16 protein-coding genes are annotated in these 24,167 nt (G+C 64.9%); 12 read left to right on the forward strand and 4 right to left on the reverse strand.

Annotation, left to right across the window (positions count from 1 at the left end; genetic code table 11):
- The first annotated feature begins 34 nt into the window (after nucleotides 1-34).
- The 10 genes from NDK18_RS15690 to NDK18_RS15735 all read left to right on the forward strand — a co-directional run bounded on the left by NDK18_RS15690 (nucleotide 35) and on the right by NDK18_RS15735 (nucleotide 16,946).
- Nucleotides 35-883 carry an HpcH/HpaI aldolase/citrate lyase family protein gene (locus tag NDK18_RS15690; protein WP_250628306.1) on the forward strand — a complete coding sequence of 283 codons (849 nt, stop codon included), beginning with the start codon at nucleotides 35-37 and terminating at the stop codon, nucleotides 881-883.
- Nucleotides 880-3,303, forward strand: coding sequence for a sodium:solute symporter (locus NDK18_RS15695; protein WP_250628307.1), 2,424 nt, complete (start codon nucleotides 880-882; stop codon nucleotides 3,301-3,303). The genes NDK18_RS15690 and NDK18_RS15695 overlap by 4 nt, the downstream gene beginning before the upstream one ends.
- Before the next feature lie 67 nt (nucleotides 3,304-3,370).
- Nucleotides 3,371-4,246, forward strand: a complete 876-nt coding sequence (locus NDK18_RS15700; RefSeq protein ID WP_250628308.1) for a LysR family transcriptional regulator — start codon at nucleotides 3,371-3,373, stop codon at nucleotides 4,244-4,246.
- Between the two features lie 154 nt (nucleotides 4,247-4,400).
- Nucleotides 4,401-6,650 (forward strand): TonB-dependent receptor, encoded by a 2,250-nt coding sequence (locus NDK18_RS15705; protein WP_250628309.1) that lies wholly within the window; start codon nucleotides 4,401-4,403, stop codon nucleotides 6,648-6,650.
- A 6-nt stretch (nucleotides 6,651-6,656) separates the two neighbouring features.
- Nucleotides 6,657-7,901, forward strand: a complete 1,245-nt coding sequence (locus tag NDK18_RS15710; RefSeq protein ID WP_250628310.1) for a serine hydrolase domain-containing protein — start codon at nucleotides 6,657-6,659, stop codon at nucleotides 7,899-7,901.
- Entirely contained in the window at nucleotides 7,898-8,842 is a 945-nt protein-coding gene (locus tag NDK18_RS15715; protein ID WP_250628311.1) for a ribokinase, read from the forward strand. Before NDK18_RS15710 ends, NDK18_RS15715 begins: the two co-directional genes overlap by 4 nt.
- Nucleotides 8,839-11,007 carry a formylglycine-generating enzyme family protein gene (locus NDK18_RS15720; RefSeq protein ID WP_250628312.1) on the forward strand — a complete coding sequence of 723 codons (2,169 nt, stop codon included), beginning with the start codon at nucleotides 8,839-8,841 and terminating at the stop codon, nucleotides 11,005-11,007. The genes NDK18_RS15715 and NDK18_RS15720 overlap by 4 nt, the downstream gene beginning before the upstream one ends.
- Nucleotides 11,008-11,054: 47 nt before the next feature.
- On the forward strand, nucleotides 11,055-13,862 hold the full coding sequence (locus NDK18_RS15725) for a ThuA domain-containing protein (protein ID WP_250628313.1): 2,808 nt from the start codon (nucleotides 11,055-11,057) through the stop codon (nucleotides 13,860-13,862).
- Entirely contained in the window at nucleotides 13,859-15,682 is a 1,824-nt protein-coding gene (locus NDK18_RS15730) for a glycoside hydrolase family 127 protein (protein WP_250628314.1), read from the forward strand. The genes NDK18_RS15725 and NDK18_RS15730 overlap by 4 nt, the downstream gene beginning before the upstream one ends.
- Nucleotides 15,683-15,803: 121 nt before the next feature.
- Nucleotides 15,804-16,946: a CaiB/BaiF CoA transferase family protein gene (locus NDK18_RS15735; protein WP_250628315.1), complete on the forward strand. Its 1,143-nt coding sequence runs from the start codon at nucleotides 15,804-15,806 to the stop codon at nucleotides 16,944-16,946.
- Here the strand turns inward: NDK18_RS15735 and NDK18_RS15740 are convergent.
- Nucleotides 16,943-18,949, reverse strand: coding sequence for an OPT family oligopeptide transporter (locus NDK18_RS15740; protein WP_250626366.1), 2,007 nt, complete (start codon nucleotides 18,947-18,949; stop codon nucleotides 16,943-16,945). The genes NDK18_RS15735 and NDK18_RS15740 overlap by 4 nt on opposite strands.
- 205 nt (nucleotides 18,950-19,154) lie before the next feature.
- Between NDK18_RS15740 and NDK18_RS15745 the strand changes: the two genes are divergently transcribed.
- Together NDK18_RS15745 and NDK18_RS15750 are read left to right on the forward strand one after the other, a co-directional pair.
- On the forward strand, nucleotides 19,155-19,634 hold the full coding sequence (locus NDK18_RS15745) for a nuclear transport factor 2 family protein (protein ID WP_250628316.1): 480 nt from the start codon (nucleotides 19,155-19,157) through the stop codon (nucleotides 19,632-19,634).
- 11 nt (nucleotides 19,635-19,645) lie between these two features.
- Complete coding sequence (locus NDK18_RS15750) at nucleotides 19,646-20,125, forward strand: nuclear transport factor 2 family protein (protein WP_250628317.1); 480 nt, start codon at nucleotides 19,646-19,648, stop codon at nucleotides 20,123-20,125.
- Nucleotides 20,126-20,129: 4 nt separating this feature from the next.
- Here NDK18_RS15750 and NDK18_RS15755 read toward each other — a convergent pair whose 3' ends face one another.
- The 3 genes from NDK18_RS15755 to NDK18_RS15765 are packed head-to-tail and all read right to left on the reverse strand — an operon-like array spanning nucleotide 20,130 to nucleotide 23,926.
- Complete coding sequence (locus NDK18_RS15755; protein WP_250626369.1) at nucleotides 20,130-20,747, reverse strand: DNA-3-methyladenine glycosylase; 618 nt, start codon at nucleotides 20,745-20,747, stop codon at nucleotides 20,130-20,132.
- A gap of 16 nt (nucleotides 20,748-20,763) precedes the next feature.
- Nucleotides 20,764-21,945, reverse strand: a complete 1,182-nt coding sequence (locus NDK18_RS15760; protein ID WP_250626370.1) for an FAD-dependent oxidoreductase — start codon at nucleotides 21,943-21,945, stop codon at nucleotides 20,764-20,766.
- 4 nt (nucleotides 21,946-21,949) lie between these two features.
- Complete coding sequence (locus NDK18_RS15765; protein ID WP_250626371.1) at nucleotides 21,950-23,926, reverse strand: CocE/NonD family hydrolase; 1,977 nt, start codon at nucleotides 23,924-23,926, stop codon at nucleotides 21,950-21,952.
- Nucleotides 23,927-24,167: the final 241 nt, after the last annotated feature.

Raw genomic sequence — 24,167 nt, forward strand, 5'->3', positions numbered from 1 at the left:
GCGATCAAGACGTCGCCAACGGCCCGGAGGGCGCATGCGTAGCAAGCTGTTCGTGCCCGGCGGGCGGCCGGAACTCTTTGCCAAGGCATTGGCCGGAGCGGCCGACGCGCTGTCGCTGGACCTGGAAGATTCAGTCCTGGACACGATGAAAGCCCAGGCGCGGGTGCATGTCGCTGCGTTTGTTGCCTCCGACGAGGCCCGCGAAGCCGCCAAACTGATCATCGTTCGGGTGAACTCTCCTGATGGTGAATATTTCGAGGACGACATCCGCGCCGTCGCCCGCGATGGCCTTGGGCTGTTGAACCTGCCCAAGATCGAAACGGCCGCCGCACTGCGCCAGGCGGTGCAGGCCATCGAAGCGGCCGAACAGGAAAACGGCGTAGCGACGCCAATTCGGTTGCTGGTGAATATCGAGACGCCGCGAGCGCTGGCCCATGCCGCCGCCATCGCCGTCGCCGATCCGCGGGTGGCCGGGTTGCAACTGGGCTTGGGCGACCTGTTCGAACCGCATGGCATCGACCGGGCCGACCGGGCCAACGTGCACGCGGCCATGTTCACCATGCGCATGGCGGCGGCCGGGGCAGGTATCTTCGCGGTCGACGGCGCCTTCGCCGACATCGATGATACGGAAGGTTTCATGGCGGAGGCGGGCATGGCAAGGCGCTTGGGCTTCATCGGCAAGAGTTGCATTCATCCACGCCAGATAGCGCTGGCCCATGCAGTCTTCGCTCCGTCGCCGGAGGAATTGGCGATGGCCCGTCGCGTGGTGGCGGCGGCGCGCGAAGCGAGCGAAACCGGGCGAGGCGCCTTCACCGTCGATGGCCGCATGATCGACCTGCCGTTCCTCAAGCGTGCCCAGGCGATCATGGCTACCGCCCGATGATGCGCTGGTACCGGTGGGTCATGGTGGTAGGGCTGGCGTCAGCCGCGTGGCTGGCGGCGGCAGGCCAGGCCTTCGCCGATCCCGCACGCGACGCGCTGACACCGATGCGTACATCGGCACTTCCGACGCTTCCGGCCGTAGCTACGCCCACGCGTATGGGTATGGTCGATGGCGCCGCGATAGCCATCGTGGGCGCCGCCGCCTGGGCGCTGGACGATGGCGCCACGGCCTGGCGTCGCCTGGCCTTGCCCGCGGGCATGTCGCCGACGGACATGGCCGGGATCGCCAGTGATGGCAAGAACAGTTACCTGCTATCGGGCAACGGCGGTCACGTCGATACCGTGGCGCGCCTGGGGCTGTCGCAGGCTGCAGGGCTTGCCATGCAATCGTTGCCGGCGTTGCCCACGCCACTGGACGGCGCCATGGCGGCCATCTCCGATTCGGCGATTTACGTGGGCGGCAGTGCGGCGGGCGCCTTCCGCATCTTCCGCATCGATCCCTCCATCGAACACCCGGCATGGTCGCCGGTACCGGCTTGGCCGGGACCTGCGAATGTTTCTTCCATGGTGGCGCAGACCGGTGCGCTGTTCGTCACCGTGCCGTCAGGCGATGGCGAGGCGATCTGGCGGTTCACCGCCGATGGCGGCTGGTTGCAGCGCGGCAGCCTGCCGGGGCGCGTGCTGCCGGCCACGCCGCGCGCGATCGGCCAGGCGCACGTGCTGTACCTGCTGGCACCGGCCGCGGGTGCCACGCCCATCACGCCGGTGACCTTCCAGACCATCACCAGCGCGTGGACGAAAGTGCAGGGCAACGACCTGGCGCAGGTGCCCTTGGCCGTGATGCCGTGGCACGACGGTATCGCCTGGGCCAGCGCCGTGGATGGCCGCACGGCATTTAGCGCCGCCCAGTTCCAGGGCGGCAAGCTGCTGCTGAAGTGGCTGGACTGGATCGTCATCGTGGTCTACCTGGCGTCGATGATCGGCATCGGGCTTTATTTCTACCTGCGGGAAAAACGCAACTCCACCTCGAACTTCTTCGTCGGTGGCCGCAGCATCCCGTTCTGGGCGGCCGGCGTAAGCCTGTATGCCGCCAACACCAGTTCCATCAGCTTCATTGCCATCCCAGCCAAGGCCTTCGAGAGCAATTGGCAGTACCTCACCAACAACCTGATCGCCGTGTTTGGCCTGATGTTCGTGGCCGTGTGGATCGTACCGCTGCTGCGCCGGCTGGATCTGATGAGCGTGTTCTCGTACCTGGAAACCCGCTTCCATCCCGCCATCCGCATGATCGCCAGCGCGCTGTGCATCCTTACCCAGCTAGGCAGCCGGATGAGCGTGATCCTGTTCCTGCCGGCGCTGGCGATTGCCACCATTACCGGCATCAGCACGACGTGGAGCGTGATCCTGATGGGCGGCTTCACCATCATCTACACCGCCATGGGCGGCATGAAGGCGGTGATCTGGACCGATTTCGTGCAGGTGATCGTGAAGATGGGCGGGGCCATATTCGCCATCGGCTTCATCATCTGGAGCCTTCACGGCGGCCTGGGGCAGTTCTGGCACGTCGCGACGGCCGAGCACAAGATGCACCTGCTCGACTTCAGTTTCGACCTAACCAAGGCCACGGTCTGGGGCTTCATGTTCCTGGTGCTGTTCGATGTGGTGCTGACCTTCCCCAAAGACCAGGTACTGATGCAGCGCACGCTGTCGACGCGGTCTGACAAGGAAGCGGGGCGGTCGATTTGGGCGTTCGCCGCGATGATGATCCCCGGCGGGTTCGTCTTCTACATGATCGGTACGGCCCTGTTCGTGTTCTACAAGGCGCACCCTGAGCGGATGAACCCGCTGCTGCCGATCGATGCCACGTTTCCGCTGTTCATCGCAGCCGAACTGCCGATGGGCGTGACGGGCCTGATCATCGCGGGCATCTTCGCCGCGGCCATGGCCACGCTGTCGGGCATCATGAATTCGGTGGCGACCCTGGTATCGGTGGACTTCTTCGACAAGCTGGTGAAGAACCCCACGCCGCGGCAAAGCGTGGTGTTTGCCGAACTCACCACCGTGGCGGTCGGGCTGGTGGGCATTGGCTTGGCCTTGCTACTGAGCAGCTTCGACGTGCATTCGCTGTTCGATGTCTCCATCGAACTGGCGGGCCTGTTGGGTGGCGGCTTCGCTGGGGCGTATACGCTGGGCATGTTCACCCGCCGGGCCAATGCGCCGGGGGTTGCCATCGGCGTCGTGGGCAGCGTCTGCCTGACCTTCGTTGCGTGGATCTTCAAGCTGGTCCATCCCTACTTCTACCTGGCCATCTCGATATTCCTGTGCATCGTCATAGGCTACGTGGCCAGCCTGTTCTTCCCGGCACCCACGCAATCGCTGCGCGGGCTCACCATCTACCGCGACGGTCCCGGGCATAAATAGCCCGGGCGCCACCGGCGCCGGCACGCGTGCCCTACCATGGACGCCATGCTTCCCAAGGCCGATACCGTTGGATACCCAGTTCCTCAATACCTTCATCACCACCGTCGACCATGGATCCATGGCAGCCGCGGCGCGCGTGCTCAACATCACCCCGGCCGCCGTGGCACAGCAGATACGTACCCTTGAGCGGGAAATCGGCGCCACCCTGATTGCCCGCGTCGGTCGCACGGTGAGCGTCACCGAGGAAGGCTCGCGCATCCTGGAACGATCCCGCGACCTGCTGCGCAACGTGGCGGACCTGCGCAGCGTGGCCAACGAGACCGGGGTATCGGGCGAGTTGCGCCTGGGCGCATGCCCGACGGCATTGGCCGGCATGTTGCCCGATGTACTGGCGCGGATGGTCGACACGTTTCCGGGCATCAATGTATTCATCAAGCCGGGATATTCGGTGGATCTCTACCGCGCGGTGGAGGCCGGCGACCTTGATGCCGCCGTCGTGTTGCAGGCACCGTTCCCGCTGCCCAAGACCTGCCAGTGGCAGCTGTTGCGCGAGGAACCGTTGATCGTGCTGGCGCCGCGTTCGATGGAAGGCCGCGACCCACACGAGCTGCTGTCCAGCGAGCCCTTGATCCGCTACGACCGCAACCAGTGGGGCGGTCGTCAGGCCGACGACTACCTTCGGGAACACGGCATCGTGCCGCGCGAACGATTCGAGTTGAACGCGCTCAATGCCATCGCGGTGATGGTCGACCGTGGCCTGGGCGTGTCGCTGGTGCCCGACTGGGCGAAGCCCTGGCCCGAGGGGCTGAACCTCGCGCGCATTCCGCTGCCCCATCCGGCGGTGCCGCGGCGCATCGGCATCGTGTGGTCGCGCTCGAGCGTGCGCGTGCGGCTGGTATCGGTGCTGCTGCAGGAAGGCCGCAAGGCAATGGTCGCAGGATGAAAACATGTTGCAAAGCAACATGTTCCCGCGCGTCGGTAACAACAAAAACTAGTCTCTGAACATAGTTCGCATCGGTTTGACGATGCATGCGAACGCCCTAGGCTCGCCAGCAATTATTCACGTTGTGCGCACGCCGGGGAGAGCGTCACACGCCATGACCAAGCCACTTACCGCCGCCATCAGCGGCATCCTCTTTGCAGCCCTTGCCGCGGGCACCGCCTTCGCGCAGGAAAGCGCTCCGCCCGCCGACAACAGCAACACGCCGGTGCCGGCGAAGAAGGACAAGGACGGCAAGGTGGTGAACCTTGACCAGGTGATCGTCACCGGTACCCGCACGCCGAAGGCGATCGACGAAATTCCCGGCGCCATCACCGTGGTGAACAAGGAAGAGATCGCCCACACGCTGCTGGTGACCGAGGACGCCACGGCGGTATTGGCGCGCACCGTGCCCGGTTACGCTGAATCGTCGCAGGCCATGAGCAACACCGGCGAGACGCTGCGCGGTCGCATCCCGCTTCGCCTGTTCGACGGCGTGCCCCAGGGTTCGCCTCTGCGCGAAGGCACGCGCAACGGCACCTTCACCGACATGGGCATCGTCGGCCGCGTGGAAGTGATCAACGGCCCGTCGGCCTCCGAGGGCATCGGCGCCGCCGGCGGCATCATCAACTACATCTCGGCGGTGCCGACCAAGGAAGGCAACCAGACCACCATCACCACCCGCTACCAGACCCAGGGTCACGACGACAGCGGCAGCTGGAAGACCGGTATCACGTTCGCCCGCAAGGAGGACTCCTACGACATCCTGTTGTCCGGCTCGCATATCGATCGCGGCATCACCTACGACGGCAACGGCCGCCGGATCGGCCTGAATACCTCAGGCTCGCTGTCCGATTCCGAATCGAACAACCTGTTCGGCAAGGTCGGCTGGAACTTCGGCGAGGACAACGACCAGCGCCTGCAGGCCAGCTACAGCCGCTTCAAGATCAACGGCAAGGGCGACTACATCCAGGTGCTTGGTTGCCGCGGCCCGACCGACGATCCGCCGTGTGCGACGCCGGTGACCAATACCTCGGAGAAGGGTCATATCTTTGGTTCGAAAGATGCCTTCAACGATTTCAAGCAGTACAACGCCGAGTACACCCACAAGAACTTCTTTGGCGGTTCGCTGGATATCAACGCCTACAAGGCGGACCAAGCCATGCGCTACCTGCCGGAGCTTGCCGACGACAAGCAGGATCCACTGATCGCCCCGTTGGGCACCCTGTACGACCAATCCGAGATCGATGCGCACAAGAAGGGCCTGCGCACATCCTGGACGCGGCCCGATCTACTGCTGACCGGCCTTGAGCTGCACGTGGGCGTGGACCTGGCCCGCGACGAGGCGCAGCAGCGCCTGGCACTGACCAACCGTCTGTGGGTGCCGCCGATGAAGTACAAGAGCACCGCGCCCTATGCGCAGCTCTCCTACGATATCGGGCCGATCACCATCAGCGGTGGCTATCGCCGCGAGGACGACAAGCTCAACGTCAACAGTTACACCACCACGTACTACAACAACCGGGTGTCCGTGCAGGGTGGCAGCGTGAAGTACAAGGAGAACCTCCGGAACATCGGCGGCATCTGGCGCATCACCGATGAGTGGTCGGTGTTCGCTTCCTATAGCGAAGGCTTCACGCTCCCCAACATCGGTATCCCGCTGCGCAACATCAATACACCGGGCCAGTCGGTGGATCGCATCAGCGACCTGAACGCCATCATCTACAAGAACAACGAAATAGGCTTCAACTGGCGCGGCGAGCAGGGTTCCTTCGGTGCCACGCACTACATCTCCAAGTCGCCTTTCGGCTCGTCCCTTGCCATCGACCCGCATACGTCCGACTTCATCCTGTCGCGCGCGCCGGTTCGTATCGAAGGCACTGAACTCACCGGCGAGTGGAAATTCAACGACTACTGGAAGGCCACGGCGATCTACTCGCACATCACCGGAAAGACTTCCTTCTGGTCGGCCGATCCGGGCGGCAGGTACAGCGCGGGCAGCCTCAAGAAGCCACTGGGCGTGCTGGATATCAACCCGGACAAGCTGGCGTATTCCGTCACCTGGAAATTCCTGCCGCATGCCGATGCCACGCTCGGCGCCACCTCGCTGTTCGGCCGCCATGTGTCGGGTAGCGATGTACGTGCCTACGACGGCGCGCAATTCAGCTACTCCGAGCGCACGCACGGCTATACCCTGTGGGACCTGGGCGCGAACTACGACCTGGAAAACTACGGCAAGCTGTCGCTGGGCGTGGAGAACCTTTTGAACAAGCAGTACATCCTGAGCTGGTCGCAGTTGGCTGGTTACCAGAACTACTGGGCTGGCCGTGGGCGGGTGACCTCGCTCACCTACAGCATCACGTTCTAGCCGGTGATGGAACGCGCAAGGACCGCGTGGCTGTGCGCATGGATGCTGTTCGTGGCGGCGTTGCCGGTGCACGCCGCCGATGCGCCGCGCTGGGCGCCTGATCGCCTGGCCCGGCTGCACGCCTTCATGGACAAGGCCACCGATGGTGATGGTTACCTCGGTGGCGTCACCCTGGTGATGCAGCACGATGCCATTGTCGAAGTGAAAGCGTATGGCCACCGCGACCTCGGCCGACGCGTGCCGATGACGACGGATTCCATCTTCCGCATCTACTCGATGACCAAGACGGTCACCTCCGTGGCGCTGATGATGCTGGTAGAGGAAGGCAAGGTAGGCCTTGACGATCCGGTGTCGCGGTATCTGCCGGGGTTCGACCATCCCCAGGTACTCGACCACGGCACGCGTAGGCCGGCCTCTCGCGAGGTCACCCTGCATGACCTGCTGACGCATACGGCGGGCTATCCGGCGGGACTGAAAGGCGACGAAGCCGCGGTGAAGGCGATGGAGCGCGTCGATCCGCACGGTGCCTCCGACCTTCGCGACTTCGCCGACCGCATGAGCCGCGTGGACCTGGCCGCCGATCCCGGTACGCGCTTCGGCTATGACGGCGCCTCGCTCGAACTCATCGCCCGCGTCGTGGAAGTGGTGTCGGGCCAGTCCTTCGCGTCGTTTCTGGACAAGCGGATATTCACGCCCCTGGGAATGGTCGACACTTCGTTCTCGGTGCCGGCCAACAAACGCAATCGCGTCGTGGACATCACCACCATGGGTGACGATGGCCATCTGCGCATCGCCGACGGCCCGAGCGCGCGGCATCCCGGGGATGCCTTGAATCACTACGACAGTGGCGCCGGCGGGCTGTATTCAACCGTCGGCGACTACGCCCGCTTCGCCCGGATGTTACTCGACGGTGGCGCGCTCGACGGCAAGGAGCTTCTAGGCCGCAAGACCGTAGAGATGATGATGCGCAACCACCTGGGCATGCTTAATCCACCGGTGACCCAGTTCAGCCCGGCCGAAGGCTTCGGCATCGGTGGCTCGGTGGTGATCGACGCCGCGCGCCGCGGACAGCTGGGATCGGATGGCCAGTACGGCTGGTCCGGTGCCGCGTCCACGTACTACACGATCGATCCGAAGGAACATCTGGTAGCCATGCTCTTCCTGCAGCATATCCCGCGCGAGGGTGGCGGCCGCGATCTGGCGCATGTCAGCCGTAGCTTCTACAACCTCGTCTACCAGGCGATGCCATGAGTGTCGCAGGTTGCCATACGGTGCTGGTGGCGGGCTCGGCCAACCTCGATTTCGTGGTGACTGCCGCTCGCGTGCCGGCACCCGGGGAAACCATCCTCGGCCGCGACTTCAGGACATTTCCCGGTGGCAAGGGCGCCAACCAGGCCGTGGCCGCCGCCCGCGCCGGCGGGGCATCGACGCGCATGCTGTTGGCGCTGGGAAACGACGCGCACGCCGAGCCCATCGAGGCATCGCTGCGGGCGGCCGGGGTAAAGCTCGACATCGTGCGCGCGGCTTCCGAGGCCACCGGCGTGGCCTTCATCTGCGTGGCGGATTCGGCAGAGAACGCCATTACCGTGGCGCCGGGCGCGAATGCCACCCTCCGCGCCGCGCACCTGCCACCCCTGGGCCAGGTAAGCCATCTGTTGCTGCAACTGGAAACGCCCTTGCCGGTGGTGCAGGCATGGGCGATGGCCGCGCGCGAGGCCGGTGTCGTGGTGGCGCTCAACGCGGCGCCGGCCGCCACTCTGCCCGAGGAATTGTTGCGTTGCATCGACATGCTCATCGTCAATGAAGGCGAATTGGCCATGCTGGCCGGGTCCGACGGCGATATCGATGCGCGGATGCAAAGCCTGGGTGTCGAATGCGTGGTGGTAACCCTCGGCTCACGCGGGTGCCGTGCATGGCGCGGCGGAGAATCGCTGTCGCAATCGGGGTTCGCGGTGGACGCGGTGGATACCACCGGAGCCGGTGATACATTCTGCGGAACCCTGGTGGCCGCGTTGTCGCGCGGCGAGGCCTTCGCGTCCGCCCTGCGTCGCGCCACCGCCGCATCGGCGCTGGCCTGTACGAAGATGGGCGCGCAGGCTGGCATGCCGTCCTTCGACGAGGTCGAGCGGCTGCTGGCGGCATCCATCCAACCGGGCCATCGTGCCATCGCATCCAGGCAACCCAGCCCATGACAGCACCCCATCCCCCAGGCGACAACGACGACGAGCCCGTCCGCACCGAGTTCAAGTTCTCGCACGTCACCACCGGTCGCTACCTGCCCACGCCAGGCAAGGCGCCGGGCTGGCCGTTCGCCGAGATCGGCCACTGGAAGATGGACGTCGACGGCAGCGTGGACGATTGGGTGCGCGAACTGCGCGACTGGCGGCGCGAGCACCTGACCCGCATCGGCTACGACGACGCCAATTACCGGCGGCCCGAATTGCAATGGGCCCAGCGGAACTTCGTCCACGCGCAGATGATGGTGGAGGATCGCTACTTCTTCGACGCGACCACGGGTAAATACACCGTCGATCGCTATCTGGACGACCTGCAGCAGCGCTTCGGTGGCATCGACAGCGTGCTGATCTGGTTCGTTTACCCGAACATCGGCATCGACGACCGCAACAAGATCGACCTCGCCCATGACATGCCCGGCGGCATCGAGGGCCTGCGCGGCGCGGTGGACGATTTCCACCGCCGCAGCGTGCGCGTGTTCCTGCCCACCATGCCCTGGGACAACGGCACGCGCGAGCTGGGTGTGTCCGATTGGCAGGCCATGGCGGAACTGGTGGCAGCCACCGGGGCCGATGGCATCAACGGCGATACCTACAACGGCGTGCCTCGGGCCTTCTTCGACGCCTGCGATGCCTTGGGGCACCCGGTGGTGCTGCAGCCTGAATCCACCATCAGCGCCGAGGAACAGCTGATCTGGAACGTGCAGAGCTGGGGCAAGAAGGCGCCTAACGAGCCTGTGCCTCCGGTGGCCAAGTTCAAGTGGCTCGAGCCTCGCCACATGATCAACTACGAGAACCGCTGGGGCCGGAACCGCAACCACGACCTGCAGTACATCTTCTTCAACGGCATCGGCTACAACGCCTGGGAAAACATCTGGGGCATCTGGAACCAGTTCACCCCGCGAGATGCCGAGACACTGCGCCGCATCGCCACCATCGAACGCCAGTTCGCACCGGCGATGACCAGCATGGATTGGCGGCCCTACGAGCGCACCTTGCAGGCGGGCGTCTTCGCCAGCCGGTTCCCCGCGTCGGGTTATACGCTGTGGACGGTGGTCAACCGCAACGAGCACGATATCGATGGCGAGCAGATCCGGCTGCCGCATCGCGAGGGTGCCCGCTACTTCGACGTGTGGAACGGCGTGGCGCTCGAACCACGCATCGAAGGCGCGCATGCCGTCGTCGCCTTCCCGATGGAAGGAGCCGGCTTCGGTGCCGTGTTCGCCATCGAACCGGGTGTTGCTGTAGATGACCTGGATGCCTTCCTTGGTGGTATGAGGCTACTCGCGTCTACACGGCTGGATTCCTTGTCCAGCCAGTGGCGTTCATTGCCGCAGTCCATCGTTGATATCGCCGCTACGCGCCCCGCGGCGACGGTTCCCGAAGGTATGGTCGCCATTCCTGCCGCCACGTTCGACTTCGTTGTCGGCGGCGTCGAGATCGAAGGCCAGAGCTGGGAAGGCAACGATGTGCAGTACCCGTGGGAAACGAGCGCGCGGCGGAATCACCGGCACCGCATCGAAATCCCGGCTTTCCATATCGACCGGACGCCGGTCACCAACGCGCAGTTCAAGGCGTTTCTCGATCAAAGCGGTTGGAAGCCGCGCGACCGGCACAACTTCCTGCATCACTGGCGCAATGGCGCGCCTCTTCCCGGAGAAAGCAACAAGCCCGTCGTCTGGGTGGCCCTGGAAGACGCCCGTGCTTACGCTGCCTGGGCCGGCAAGCGCCTGCCGCACGAATGGGAATGGCAATACGCAGCGCAGGGCACCGATGGCAGGCGCTATCCCTGGGGTAACGATGCCGATCCCTCCAGGATGCCCGCCACGAACCGGGGCCGCACGCTTCGCGTGCCCGACGACGTGGATGCGCACCCGGGCGGCGCCAGTCCGTTCGGTGTGCTCGACCTCGTCGGCAACGTCTGGCAGTGGACGGACGAGTACGTCGACGAGCACACGCGTGCCGCGGTGCTTCGCGGTGGCAGCAGCTACCTGCCGCAGACGTCGCACTGGTATTTCCCTCAGACCCACCGGCTGGACCAGCACGGCAAGTACCTGTTGATGTCGCCGAGCAAGGACCGCTCCGGCTGCGTGGGCTTTCGTTGCGTGGTGGACGCGACCTGATGCTCGCGTGCCGGGCCTGGCGGTGGCTTCTCCCCGTCGGGCTGTTCATGGCCATGGCATGCCACGCGCAGGAGGCCACGAAAAAGATCGTGCTGATCGGCGGCAGCAAGAGCGAAGGGCCGGCCAGGCACGACTACGCCAACGGGGTCCGGCTCATCGCCTCGTTCCTCGCCTCGCTGCCAGAAAGGCAGCGCGATAAGTTGACGATATCGAGTTATCCAGATGGGTGGCCCGCCGATCCGCACGTCCTCGACGGCGCATCGGCGGTGGTGCTGTATTTCGATGGCGATACCAGGCACCCCTTGCTCGACGCGGGTCGGCGCCATTCGTTCGAAGCGCTGATGCGGGCGGATGCGGGTCTGGTCGTCCTGCACCAGGCGTCCACCGTGCCTGCCAACGATACGTCTATCCACTTGCAGCGGTGGCTTGGCGGCGTGCGCTTGGGCATGGCCGAGCGCACCACGGAAACCACCACGCTGCACGTGGCCTCGCCATCGCAGCCAGCGACGCGCGGCGTGCAAGATTTCACCTATCGCGACGAGTTCTACCCTGGTATCCGATTCAGGGGGAAGATCACGCCGATCCTTACCGCGACCCTCCACCCGCAATATCGCGATGGCAAGTGGATCGTCGAAGACAAACCCGAGGACGCGACCGTAGCCTGGGCATACGAGCGACCAGGTGGCGGGAGATCGTTCGGATTCAGCGGCGGTCATTACCTTGTCGCGCTTGACCAGACGATGCTGCGCCGCACGCTTTTGAACGCCATCCTCTGGGCTGCACATGCCGACGTGCCCCAGGGTGGCGTCAGCGTGGGCTCCGCTGATGCCGCCACGCGCATCGCCGAGGGCGAACTGCGCGACACGCCTGATTCCTCGCCGGCACACGTGGCCGCGCCCGACGTACCGTCGTTCCATCACGACCCCGAGCGCACCGGATGGAATGACCAGGAGATCGCGCTGACGCCCGCCAGCGTGTCCGGGCCCTCGTTCGGCTTGCTGTGGGAATCTCCTGCGTTGGACAGCGTGGACGGGCAAACGGCGCACCTGTATGCGTCGCCGCTGTATGTCGACCGCGTCGCGATCACGGCGGGCCAGCATGCTGGCAGCACGTTTTCGGTCGTCATCGCCGCCAGCAACAACGGCTACGTCTATGCGATCAACGCCGCGAAGGCGGGCGATGTCGCGGCCGGCAGAATCCTGTGGCGAACGCGCCTGGCAATGCCGTGCCGGCTGCAGCCGGCGCCGCTGGACGCGGTGCCGACCGGCGTACTTGCCACACCCGTCATCGACGTGAAGCGCGGCTGCATCTACGTCACCAGCTGCGATCCGGAGAAGAGCTGGCAGGCTTATGCGCTGGATCTGGCCAGCGGCGTTGTGCTTCCCGGCTGGCCGGTGCAGCTGGACGAAACGCGCATGAATGTGGTCAACCGGAACGCCGGGCCCAGGCTGCTGTCACCGACACGCCGCTTCGACTTCCGCGTGCAACGCGGCGCCCTGAACCTGAGCCCCGACGGTTCGCATCTGTATGTTGTCTTTGGCGAGACCGAAACCGGATGGCTGGCCTCCGTGGACACGGTACATCCGCGAATCGAGAGTGCATTTGCCGCGGTGGCCATGCCGCGGCGCGGCAGCGGTGGCATCTGGGGTGCGGGTGGCCCTGCGGTCGACGAGGCGGGCAACATCTTCCTCGTCACCGGGAGCGGCTTCGACGGATATACCGACCAGGCGCATGACTGGACGCAGTCGGTCCTTGAGCTTTCCGACCTCGCGCCACAGGGGTTGCGGTTGCGAGGCAGCTACACGCCCTTCAATTATTGCGTTACGGCGAAGATGGATATCGACCTAGGCTCGGGCGGCGCATCGCTGTTGCCCGAGATCCATGCCGGTTCGACGGCGACGCCACGCTTGCTGGTGCTCGGCGGCAAGCAGGGAAATGCCTATCTGCTTGACCGCGATCACATGCCTGGCCGGCTGGACCTTCGGCCGCCCTGCAGCAGCGACGCGGCCAGCGATACGTCGCTGCTGCCGGCTCAGAACCAGCCGCAGTTTGGCGGCCGTGGCCCGCTGAACGTGTTCGGACCGTATTCGGAGCAGGATGGCGCCATGGACATCGCACGAGCACGCTCGGTGCCTGCCGTATTCCGCGCGCTGGATGGTACGACCCATGTCTACATGACCGGCAACACGAGGGCGGCCCAGGGCTCCGCGACCGGCATCGCACCCTCGCTGGTTCGCCTTGCCGTCGTCACCACCCCCGGCAAGCCTGCATGGTTGCGTGTCGAACAGGGCCAGCCCGACGTGGTGTTCGGCAACCCCGGCTCGCCCGTGGTCACCAGCCACGATTCGCGCGATGCGATCGTCTGGGTCCTGGACGAAAACGCCGGTCGTTCCGCCGCCCTGGCAGGCGATGGCGCCCCATCCCCACGGCTCTATGCATTTGATGCGGGGACCTTGGCGCTGTTGTGGAAGAGCGCGCCCGGGCAGCTTTTCACCAGCGGCAAGTACAACGAACCGACGGTGTCTGGTGGCCAGGTACTAGTCGGCACCGATCGTATCCAGGCATTCGGTGTAGGTACGGACCATCTCGTTCACGTGCCGCGCCCCGAGGCGCACGTACCGGTGACGGTAGATCCATCGCCCACTCGTTCATCCGGCCTGGACGGTGCGACGATCTACCGCCAGCGCTGCGCCATGTGCCACGACCATCCGCAGGGCAATATTCCCCCGCGCAGCTGGATCGCGTCGCGCCCGCGCGAGGAAATCATCCATGCGCTGACGCAAGGCGTGATGCGCGCGCAAGCGGCAGGCCTTACCACGCAAGACATCAAAGCCGTAGCTGGAGCCTTGAAATGACTGTATCCCCCACCAGGCTGGGTGGCTTGCTCGGCGACGCGCTCGAGGCCAACCTGCACGGTCGCCTTTCGCACTTCATCGTCGACGAGCAAAGTCCGGCGATCGCAATCTTCGCGCAGGCACACCGGGAGCAGAATCGCGAAGGCGACTGGTACGGGGAACACGCTGGCAAGTGGCTGGTCGCCGCCGCGCGTGCCGCGGCACGCAGCCATGACGCATCGTTACGTGCCCGTGTACTGCGCGTGGCTGAATTCCTGGTTGGGGTGCAGGAACCTGACGGTTACCTCGGCACCTATGCGGTGGACCGGCGCTTCATGCAACCGCAGCCACCCAAGCCCGGCACCTGGGATGGCGCGCCCAGCATGCGCACGTGGGATATCTGGACCCATGCCTACCTGGTGCTTGGACTGCTGGAAGTCCACCGGCAGTTCGGTTCGCCGCCATGCCTGGCGGCTGCCTGCAAGATAGGCGATCTGTGCCTGCAAACGCTCGGCCATGGCGGCATCGATATCACCGACCTCGGCAACCACCACGGCATGTCGGCGACGGTGTTGCTGGATCCGGCCGTGGAGCTTTTCTTCGTCACGGGAAATGATCGCTATCTGGAGCTGGCGCAGACAATACTGCGCCAGGCCGATGCCCACCGCGAGCTTGGCCTGGTGCGGAATGCCCTGGCGGGTATCGACGCGGCTTTTATCGCCACGGGCAAGGCTTATCAGTTGGCGTGGAACCTCGTGGGCCTGGCGAAGCTCTATCGCGCCACGGGCTCGCCTGAGCATCGCCGCGCCGTGGAAATGCTTTGGCAAAGCATCCGCGATCACCACCTTACCCTTGGCGGAGGTCCCTGGGGCGGCGTGGCCCATCGCTCGCGCGAGTGCTTCAACCCGCCCGGCGTGTTCAGCCCGAACGGCTACGTGGAAACCTGCTCCACGCTTGCGTGGATCCAGCTCAATCGCGAGTTGCTGCGCATAAGTGGCGAGGCAAAGTACGCCGAGGAAATCGAGCGCTCCGCGTATAACGACCTGCTCGCCGCGCAGGCACCCGATGGCGAGGACTGGTGCTACTACGTGTTCCCCAACGGCCGGCGCGTGCATACCACTTATTGGCGTTGCTGCAAGTCCAGTGGCGCGATGGCGCTTGAGGAACTGCCCGATATCGCGTTCACCCAGGTCGACGATCACACACTTGCCGTAAACGTGCATGGGCCGGGCGAGGCGAGTTTCGACATCGCCGGTGGGGTACGACTGGTGTCGCTCACCTCGTATCCCCGCCACGGGGAAATACGCATCCGCGTGGCCATGCACGGCCAGGCGCGTTTCACCGTGCGCGTGCGCATACCGTCATGGGCCATCGCACCCTCTCTCACCGTCAATGGCCACGCGGTGGATGGCGCCGTGGAAGCCGGGACCTTTGTCGCCCTCACGCGCCAGTGGTGCGATGGCGATGAAATCCAGGCTCACTTCCCGGCGCGGCCACTCCTGCACCGCCGGACGAACCGCAACGTGCAGGAGTCGTTGGCCCCCGATGGCAGCCCGGTACGCCAGGAAGTGCTCCACGAGGAGTACGTTGCATTCACCCACGGGCCGCTGGTGTACGCCACGGAGCTCATCGATGGTTTCAAGGCGAGTGAAAGCGTGCGTCTTCCAGACAGCCCGCCTGAAGACTGGCTGCGGCTCGAAGCAGCGGTCCTGAGCCTTGCCGTTGAGCTCGGTTACCGGCCACCGCTGGTCTTTACCCCGTACTTCGCCGCCGGTGGCCGCGTGGACGGCGCATGGCGTCTCACCTGGCTGCCATTGGCGCCGGCCACCCCGGTTTCATGAGGGCATCCTCGTTACACAAGAATTTGTCGCTTAAGAACATATCCCCGGCTGCTTTTTCCCACCGGCCGCCTATTGCAAAGTGACTCGTCGAGGGGTTGGCAACCGGATGAACGAGCAGCGCATGGAATCACCCAGGCAACAGGCGCCACGCGCGCAGGCAGGTCCGCTGGCGGGCGTGCGAGTACTTGATCTTTCCGCGTATATCGCCGGTCCCTATGGCTGCACGCTGCTCGCCGACCAGGGCGCGGACGTGATCAAGATCGAGCCTCCCGGCGGCGACAACCTCCGGCAGTATCCTTCGACGCTTGCCACGGAAAGCCGTGCGTTCCTGGGCGTCAATCGCAGCAAGCGCGGCATCGTGCTTGATCTGAAGCGCGCGGAAGATCATGCAGCGTTGCTCCGGCTTGTGCGCGATGCCGACGTGCTGGTGCACAACTTCCGCCCCAGCGTGCCCGCACGGCTGGGCATCGACCACGATCGCCTGAACCTGGTCAATCCCCGCCTGGTCTACTGCGCCGTCACCGGCTATGGCGAGGACGGCCCGATGCGGGACAAGGCCGGCTACGACCAGGTGCTACAGACCATGACCGGCATGTGCGCGCTGCAGGGCAAGCGCGGTGGGCCGCCGGAAGTGATCTATGGCTCGGTGGTGGATTATTACGCTGCCGCGTTACTAGCCGCGGGCGTTTCTTCCGCACTGTACGAACGCGAACGCAGCGGGCTGGGGCAGTTCGTCGGCGTGTCGTTGCTGCGCAGCGCGCTCACCATGCAGTCGGCGCGGATGATCTGGGCGGAAGGTGAATCGTTGGATATCGGCCGGGACATGCGCTCGGGCGGCGTCACCGGCATCCATCCCACGCGCGAGGGCTACATCTATATCTCGGCCAACACGCCACGCTTCTGGAAGGCGCTGTGCGAACGCACCGGGTTGGACCTGCACGAGGACGCCCGCTTCGACACCGTGCGCAAGCGCGCCGAACACCACGCGCTGATCGTGCCGAAGCTGCATCTGGCGCTATCCACGCGCACCGCGCTGGAATGGGAGTCGATCTTCGGTGACGAAGTGCCCAGCGCCGCGGCCCGGCGCATCGAGGACATGTTCGACCATCCGCAGGTGGCGGCCGAGGGGATGATCGCCACCTTCGAGCATCCCGTGGTGGGGAAATACCGCGGCGTCACCCATCCGGTGAAGTTCGGCCGCACCCCTGGTCCCGAGCCCTTCGCTGCCCCGGTGCTGGGGCAGCACGGCAACGAGGTGGGCTAGACCACCTGCCGCCTGGCCAGGCGGGTGATCCACAGGTACATCGCGGTGATCACGGCGGTGAAGACGATGCCGCCGATCCACAGGGCGGCCGTGCCAAAGCCCTCGCCCACTAGCGCCAGCGGCGCGGCTTTTTTCGAGAACACCACCAGCGCCGCCAGGGCCACGCCGATCAGGCTTTCGCCGACGATCATGCCCGAGGCCAGCAGGACGCCCAGTTGCTTGGTTGGCTCGGCGCGGGGACCACGGTCGGCACGACGATCGAACCACCAGCCCACCACTGCGCCGACCACGATCATCAGTGTGGTGGAGCTGGGCAAATAGATCCCGAGGCCCACCGCCAGCGGCGGCAGGCTGGCCGAGGTAGTACGGCGGAGGATGGCATCGATGATGATGATACCCACGCCGATCAGCGCGCCCTGGCCAAGCACGGACCAGTCCAGGTTTCCTTCGATCACGCCCTGGGCCAATGCCGAGATCAGGGCCGCCTGCGGGGCGGCCAAGGCGCGCGCGGGGTCGACACCCGGCGCTCCGGCGAACCCATAGGCCTGGTTGATCAGATTCAGCACCGGCGGAATCACTGCCGCGCCCGCCAGCACGCCGACGATCAGCGCTACCTGCTGACGCCACGGCGTGGCATCCACCAGCTGGCCGGTTTTCAGGTCCTGCAGGTTGTTGTTGGCGATGGTCGCCACGGCAAACACCACCGCCGTGGCGAACAGGGCGAAGGCCACCAGGGCCTTGCCGGCGTCGACGCCGAGCAGGGGCTTCACCCCGAATACCAGCAACAAGGCGGCACCGATCACCACCAGGATGCCCACGCCCGACAGCGGGCTGTTCGACGAGCCGATCAGGCCTGCCATGTAGCCGCATACCGCCGAGACGAAGAAGCTCATCACCACGATGTAGACCAGGCCGCTGACCGCCAGCAGCCAGGCGTGGCTGGCCAGCGTACCAACCGCACTGAAGTCGTAGAGCAGCCAGATGATCGGCAACAGGCAAACCACCGAAATGATGCCCACGATATGGATGGGAATATCGCGCTCGGTGCGCGGCAGGGTAGCGGCCTGACCGGCCTTGCGCACGCGAGCGGCAGCGGCTGCCGCGGCAAGCCCGCTCACCACGGGTTTCACCAGCTTCGCCAGCGTCCAGATGGCCGCCACGCCGATCACACCGGCGCCCATGAAGCGTGCTTTGTGTGTCCACACCGCCTGTGCGGTATCGGCGATGCTGCCCACCACCTCGTGGCCGCTGGTGAACCACGGCACGATACCGGCCCAGGAGATCAGGAAGCCCACCAGCATGGCGATGCCCACCCACAGGCCCACAAGGTGGCCGACGGCGAACAGCGCGAAGGACAGCTGGAAATCGAAACTGCTCAGCGCACCCTTGCGGCCGATGGCGAAGGTGCGCGCGATATCACTGGCAAAGATCTGCGTGCCGACGATCAACGCAAAAACGGCGGATACCACCGAGCCCACGACCACGGCCTTCAGGCCCGCGCTGCTGGACTCGGCGGCTTGCGCAGCGGTCTGGCCGCTGGATTCATCGTGCGCACCGCCAACCTTCAATACTTCCGCGCAGGCGACGCCTTCGGGATAGGGAAGATCGGAGTTGGTGACCAGCGCACGGCGCAGGGGGATGGAATACATCACGCCCAGGATGCCGCCCAGGGCGCAGATGGCGAACGACGTCCAGAAGGGGAAGCCCGTCCACCAGCCCACCATGATCAGGCCGGGCAGGACGAAGATGATCGATGACAGGGTGCCGGCGGCAGACGCTACCGTCTGCACGATGTTGTTTTCCTGGATGGTCGACCCACGCACCGCACGCAGCACCGCCATGGAGATCACCGCGGCGGGGATCGAGGTGGCGAAGGTCAGGCCGGCCTTCAGCCCGAAGAACACGTTGGCGGCAGTGAACAACAGGGTGATCACCACGCCCAGCACCAGGCCTCGGATGGTGAGTTCGGTGCTGTGGTCCTGTAGGACGGCTGGCTGTGTCATTGGCGTGTTTTCCCCTTTGAATCGATCCGTCGAGCGTAAACCATCGCCTCGCCTGCTCGCCAGCACTGGGCACACGACTACAGCCAAATACGGGAAAAGGCGGCCTGGTCAATGCAAAGGCGGACACAATCCGTCCTGAGGCTGACATTGATGGCCGTGGGTGTCCTGGGAAACGATGGGCTTTCCCCGACATGGAGTGTCACGAATGCCAAACCCTTTCGTCCGCCTTGGGCTTACCGTGGGCTTGTTGACCCTCGCTGGCGCGGGTCTAGCCTCCAGCCCGGCGTCAACCGCAGCCGTCACGCCAGCCTCCAGCGACGCCGACAAGGCGGTGGTCCTGGCGTTCCACGAGGCGGCCTTCGGTCGCCTGGATCTGAACGAGGCCCGGAAATATCTCGGCGCCAGCTTCATCCAGCACGACCCGGCCGTGGAAGATGGTGTGGCCGGTTTCGCCGGGTTTCACCAACGCCTGCGCGCAAGCTATCCGCAATATTCGTACGAGATCCGTCGAGCCATATCGTCCGGTGGACTGGTAACCGTCCATGTGTTGCAGAGGCCAAACCCATGGGATCGTGGCGAAGTGCAGATCCACATGTACCGGGTGGTGAACGGTGTGCTCACCGAGCACTGGGCCGTGGGCAACCCGATCCCGGCCACCAGCCTCAATGCCAATGGATTGATCTAGGAGCTAAGCCAATGAACTTGTCCAAAAGCATTCTTGGCACGGCCATGACGCTCGTACTGGCCCTTCCCGCCGCGGCTATCGCCGCTTCGGCACCCGCAGCGGAGCCCGGGATCTCGGCGGAGGCGGCGAATATACAGACGGCGCGCAGCCTCTACGCCGCCATCTTCACCGCGCGCGACATCGCGGTGGCCAGCCGCTACCTTGGGCCCGAATACATCCAGCACGCCACGGACGTTGCCGACGGCAAGGAGGGCCTGGCTCGCGCCATCGCCGAGATCGCCGCGCAGACGCCGCAGATCAGCTATGAGATCAAACACATCATCGCCGAGGGTAACTTGGTGACGCTGATGAGCCACCTCCGCCCGACGCCTGATGCACGGGGACAGATGCTCTTCAATATCTTCCGCTTCGACGGCGGCAAGATCGTTGAGCATTGGGAAACGGTGCAGGATATCCCCGAGACCAGCGCCAACGGCAACGGCGTGTTCTAGGCGCTCAACGCGCAGGTCCGGACACGTAGCGACTTCCGGCGACATGGAAGCGCCATGGAAAGTCCAGTCCCACGCGGATGCCGATGCGTGGTCCCGCGACGATGGCCGCCGGCAGCGGCGCGCCATCGTCGAGCACGGCAAATCCTTCCGTGCCCCGCACCAGATCAATGCCGTCCTGCGCGCCCGTGATGCTCATGGCCTGGGTTAGCCGGGCCGGGCCGCGGCAGAGGTCGCGATCAGCCTTGAGGCCTCGCCTGGCCGCACGCATCAGTTCGATGCCGTGCAAGGGTTCCAGGGCGCGGATCAATACACCCGATCCCTGGCCTTCGCCTTCGCACACGCAGTTGCAGCACCAGTGCATGCCGTAGGTGAAGTAGACATACATATGGCCGGCCGGCCCGAACATGGTGGCGTTGCGTGCTGTCTTGCCGCGATAGGTATGCGCCGCCGGATCGACGGCGCCGACATAGGCTTCGACTTCCACGATGCGTCCGGCACGCCCGTCGCGTGAGGCCAGCACCTTGTGCAACAGGTCCGGCGCCACTTCTGGCGCCGGACGTGCGAAGAACGCGCGATCGAGGCGTTTGCCTGGCCACCGGACGCGCGCAGTCGCGTTGTTCATGGCGCTCATCGGAACATCAGGCGAAGAGGCTCGCCAATGAGCGCACGGCCTCTTCCGATACCGCCCGCACCGGCGTGGTGTCGGCATTGTTGAACTGGCCGTGGTCGTCCAGCACCTGCACCATCAGTCCGTCGCTTCGCGGCACCATGCTCACATGAGGGGTGCGCAGGCCGTAGGTGACTTCCGGTTGCGGAATCAGCCGCGCTGTCTGGCCGCGGACGGGGATGACCGATTCGTCACCGAACAGCGCGCGCGCACCGTAACCGGTGGCGTTGACCAAGGTCGCCTCGGGCAGCGCCAGCAGATCGCCGGGGTGGTGGAACTCGCGCACCTGGATTTTCCCGCCCGCGGTAAGGAAATCGGTCACCAGCATGTGCGCATACGTGCTGATGTTGAACATCAGCGTGGTGTAGCGGCGCGTGTAATGCTGCTTGAACGGCAGGCTTCCGGGTGGAAGATCTACCGAATGCGGGGTGAGATCGGCCACACGTTCGTGGAATTCGCCATAGTCCGGCTCGTCATTCACCGGATCAGGTGGGGCCTGGCCACGGGGGTAGTCGGACAGCGAATAACCCTCGATCCACTGGATCGGGTTGCCAGGCAGGCCCAGCATCGACTGGTAATTCCGCCACGATGTCCGCGCCATCGTTTCCCAGCGATCGGCCAGTGCCGGTGCGTGGGCGTCGTCGCAGATGCGTGAGTCGGGCGTCCACAGGCCCGAGGCTCGCATCGAGAACACATCCGGCGGCAACTGCTTGGCGTAGATCGTTACCGGCAGGCCCGCGCGCTGGGCAAGGATCGCCGTGGTTAGGCCAAGCGCGCCGCAACCGATCACGCCCAACTCCCTGGCGCCTGTCTGCATCGCCAGCTCCAGTGCCAGCGTGCCCGAGCCCCACGAGAGCGACCAGCCGCTGCCGCCATGGCCGTAGTTGTGCACCACGGCCTTGGAGCCGATCTTTTCAAGCTCGATGCGCGGGCCGGCGGCGCGGAAGGGCCGCGTGCATACATAGATGCCGGTGATGCGATCGGGGCTCGCCTTGACCGGCGCCAGTGTCGGCACGCCCGAACCCATCAGCGCAGCGGGGGTTACGCCGCTCCGCCTGGGCGGCTGCACTGCACATCCGGACAGGGTGGCGGCCGAGGCCATCGCGGCCAGGGTCGCGCCCTGGCGCAGGAAATGACGTCGATCGTGCTTCATGCGTTCAGCCACCGGTGCGCGGCACCACGGTCAGGGTGATCGAGGACGGGTGGCCGGCATCGTGGTGCACCGCGTTGTTGGCGATCACGCCCTTGGCCTCGTCGTAGTTGTTGCCGCCGGTGTTGAGATTGCGGTCGAAGCGCGGGAAATTGCTGCTGGATACTTCCACGCGCAGCTTGTGCCCTGCACCGAAGTAGTTGCTGGTGTCGATTGGCTGGAAGGTTACCTTGGTTACCTCACCGGGCTTCATCCATGCCAACGGCTTGTCGTAGCCGTTGCGGTAGCGCATGCGCTGGATGTTTTCGGTGATGTTGAACGCCTTGCCGTCCGGGTGCACGTCGATCACCTTGAAGGTGAAGTCGGTGTCCTTGGCGCTGGAGGATACATACAGGCTCACCGTGATCGGCCCGCTTACTTCCACGCCTTCCTTGAAGGGCTCCGAGTCGTACACCAACACATCGTTGCGCACTTCATGCGAAGTCTGGTCGAACGAGCCGAACTTCACCGCATTGCCCTGGCAGCAGCCGCCGCCACCGAAGGTGGGAACCGGGTTGGCCGGGTCGTAGATGAACTGGTCCGGGTTGTCTTCGGCCGCTGGCGCGGAGGTGAGCTTGCCGTCACCGTACAGCGTGTTGGCTTTTCCCCCGCTGGTGAAATAAAGCGTCTGCGTGGTGGCGCCGGCGGGCGGCCAGGTATCGGACGTCTTCCACTTGTTCTCGCCCATCACGTAGTAAGTGACCTTGGCCTGGTCGATGCCGCCCTTGCCGTCGCCCTTCAGGAACTTGTCGAAGAAGCCCATCATCAGCTTCATGTAGTCGTAGCGGGCGTCACCCATGTCCAGGTCGCCCACCACGGTGTGCTCGCTGGCGCGCGTATAGGCGCAATGCAGCACCGGGGCGATCACGGCGTACTGCTGGTCGGCCACGTCTTTCGGCGCGGTCTTGCGCACGTGGTTGAAGGCGGCAAGGTTGGGCGACACCGACACGTCGAACCAGCTCATGAACCACAGGCCAGGCCGCTTGATCGGCATGTCCTCGTTCCACAGGCCGCCCTTGCGCCACGCCGGATCGTTCGGTGCGCGGGCGATCAGGTTGCCGCCGGTGGCTACCGGCATCTTGTCGGCGAAGATGCCTTTGGGGCCGTCCACCGCGGCGATGATGCCGTTCTCGGGCAGGTGCCAGAAGGCTTTGTCCCAGTCCACCGGGGGCATTTGCGGGTCGAGGTCGAACATGCGCGAGGCGTTGATCAACTCGGCCTGGGTGGCGTCCTTCGGGAACATCGGGCGCACCTGGTTCTGCTCGCCGTAGATCCAGGCGATGAACAGCATCTGCACCGCGCCGCCGCGGTACCAGTTGCCCTGTTCCCAATACGGGCCCACCTTGCCCACGCCGGCGCCGAAGCCCTGCACGTTGAAGGCCGCCAGGTGAGGATCGTCCTGCGCCACCACCGCCATCTGCCATTCGGCTGTGGAGGAACACCCGGTGGTGCCTACCTTGCCGTTCGACCACGGCTGCGATGCCATCCAGTTCACCGCGTCCACGCCGTCGGTGAGCGGCGCGCCGAGGATGTCGTAATTGCCCTCGGAGAAATAGTGCCCGCGCTCGTTCATGTTGACGTAGGCGTAGCCGGCCTTCACGGCCTCGAGCTCGCGGCTCATGTCACGCGGCGCACCAAGCTTCACATCCCAGAAGTTGAAGTTGTACGGGGTGCGCGAAAAGATAATCGGTACCTTGCCGGTGGCGTCCTTGGGCCGGTAGATATCCGCTGCCATGCGCTTGCCGTCGCGCATCTTCACCATCACCTTGCGGTCGATGACGGCCACCGATTCGAGCTGCTGCTCCAGCGCGTTGCGCTTGGCGATCAACTCTGCCTGGGGATCGGCCTTTTGCGCAGGCGATGCCGCCGAAGCGAGCAAGCACGCCAGGGCAACGGAGAAAGGCGCGGCGCAGGCCACGGCGGACGACAGGCGCTTGGATCGCATCTTAAGGTTCTCCCCAATGGATCGTCCGATTATGGCCAGTCCTTCACGCGGTAGGCAAACCACCAGTGCACAAGTTGATCCCAGGGGGATGAAATTTTATTCATGTGCGCCGGGACAGCATCGATGCGTTTTTTCGCCGAATGATTGAATGGTGCGCCGGCGGTTTGAACCCGTGATTGCAACGCTAAGTACGCGGACTTTGTCATCACGTTCGAGAGCGAACTTCTGCATGATCAAAAGC

This window comes from Pinirhizobacter soli, from assembly GCF_015905305.1.
Classification (GTDB): Bacteria; Pseudomonadota; Gammaproteobacteria; order Xanthomonadales; family Rhodanobacteraceae; genus Pinirhizobacter; species Pinirhizobacter soli.

What these genes read in the sequence shown, in the direction of transcription:
- NDK18_RS15760 (WP_250626370.1), bottom strand. Translation starts at nt 21,945, where the DNA reads ATGAAGCACGATCGACGTCATTTCCTGCGCCAGGGCGCGACCCTGGCC.
- NDK18_RS15740 (WP_250626366.1), bottom strand. Translation starts at nt 18,949, where the DNA reads ATGACACAGCCAGCCGTCCTACAGGACCACAGCACCGAACTCACCATC.
- NDK18_RS15695 (WP_250628307.1), top strand. Translation starts at nt 880, where the DNA reads ATGATGCGCTGGTACCGGTGGGTCATGGTGGTAGGGCTGGCGTCAGCC.
- NDK18_RS15765 (WP_250626371.1), bottom strand. Translation starts at nt 23,926, where the DNA reads ATGCGATCCAAGCGCCTGTCGTCCGCCGTGGCCTGCGCCGCGCCTTTC.
- NDK18_RS15715 (WP_250628311.1), top strand. Translation starts at nt 7,898, where the DNA reads ATGAGTGTCGCAGGTTGCCATACGGTGCTGGTGGCGGGCTCGGCCAAC.
- NDK18_RS15735 (WP_250628315.1), top strand. Translation starts at nt 15,804, where the DNA reads ATGGAATCACCCAGGCAACAGGCGCCACGCGCGCAGGCAGGTCCGCTG.
- NDK18_RS15705 (WP_250628309.1), top strand. Translation starts at nt 4,401, where the DNA reads ATGACCAAGCCACTTACCGCCGCCATCAGCGGCATCCTCTTTGCAGCC.
- NDK18_RS15745 (WP_250628316.1), top strand. Translation starts at nt 19,155, where the DNA reads ATGCCAAACCCTTTCGTCCGCCTTGGGCTTACCGTGGGCTTGTTGACC.
- NDK18_RS15755 (WP_250626369.1), bottom strand. Translation starts at nt 20,747, where the DNA reads ATGAACAACGCGACTGCGCGCGTCCGGTGGCCAGGCAAACGCCTCGAT.
- NDK18_RS15710 (WP_250628310.1), top strand. Translation starts at nt 6,657, where the DNA reads ATGGAACGCGCAAGGACCGCGTGGCTGTGCGCATGGATGCTGTTCGTG.
- NDK18_RS15730 (WP_250628314.1), top strand. Translation starts at nt 13,859, where the DNA reads ATGACTGTATCCCCCACCAGGCTGGGTGGCTTGCTCGGCGACGCGCTC.
- NDK18_RS15725 (WP_250628313.1), top strand. Translation starts at nt 11,055, where the DNA reads ATGGCCATGGCATGCCACGCGCAGGAGGCCACGAAAAAGATCGTGCTG.
- NDK18_RS15690 (WP_250628306.1), top strand. Translation starts at nt 35, where the DNA reads ATGCGTAGCAAGCTGTTCGTGCCCGGCGGGCGGCCGGAACTCTTTGCC.
- NDK18_RS15750 (WP_250628317.1), top strand. Translation starts at nt 19,646, where the DNA reads ATGAACTTGTCCAAAAGCATTCTTGGCACGGCCATGACGCTCGTACTG.
- NDK18_RS15720 (WP_250628312.1), top strand. Translation starts at nt 8,839, where the DNA reads ATGACAGCACCCCATCCCCCAGGCGACAACGACGACGAGCCCGTCCGC.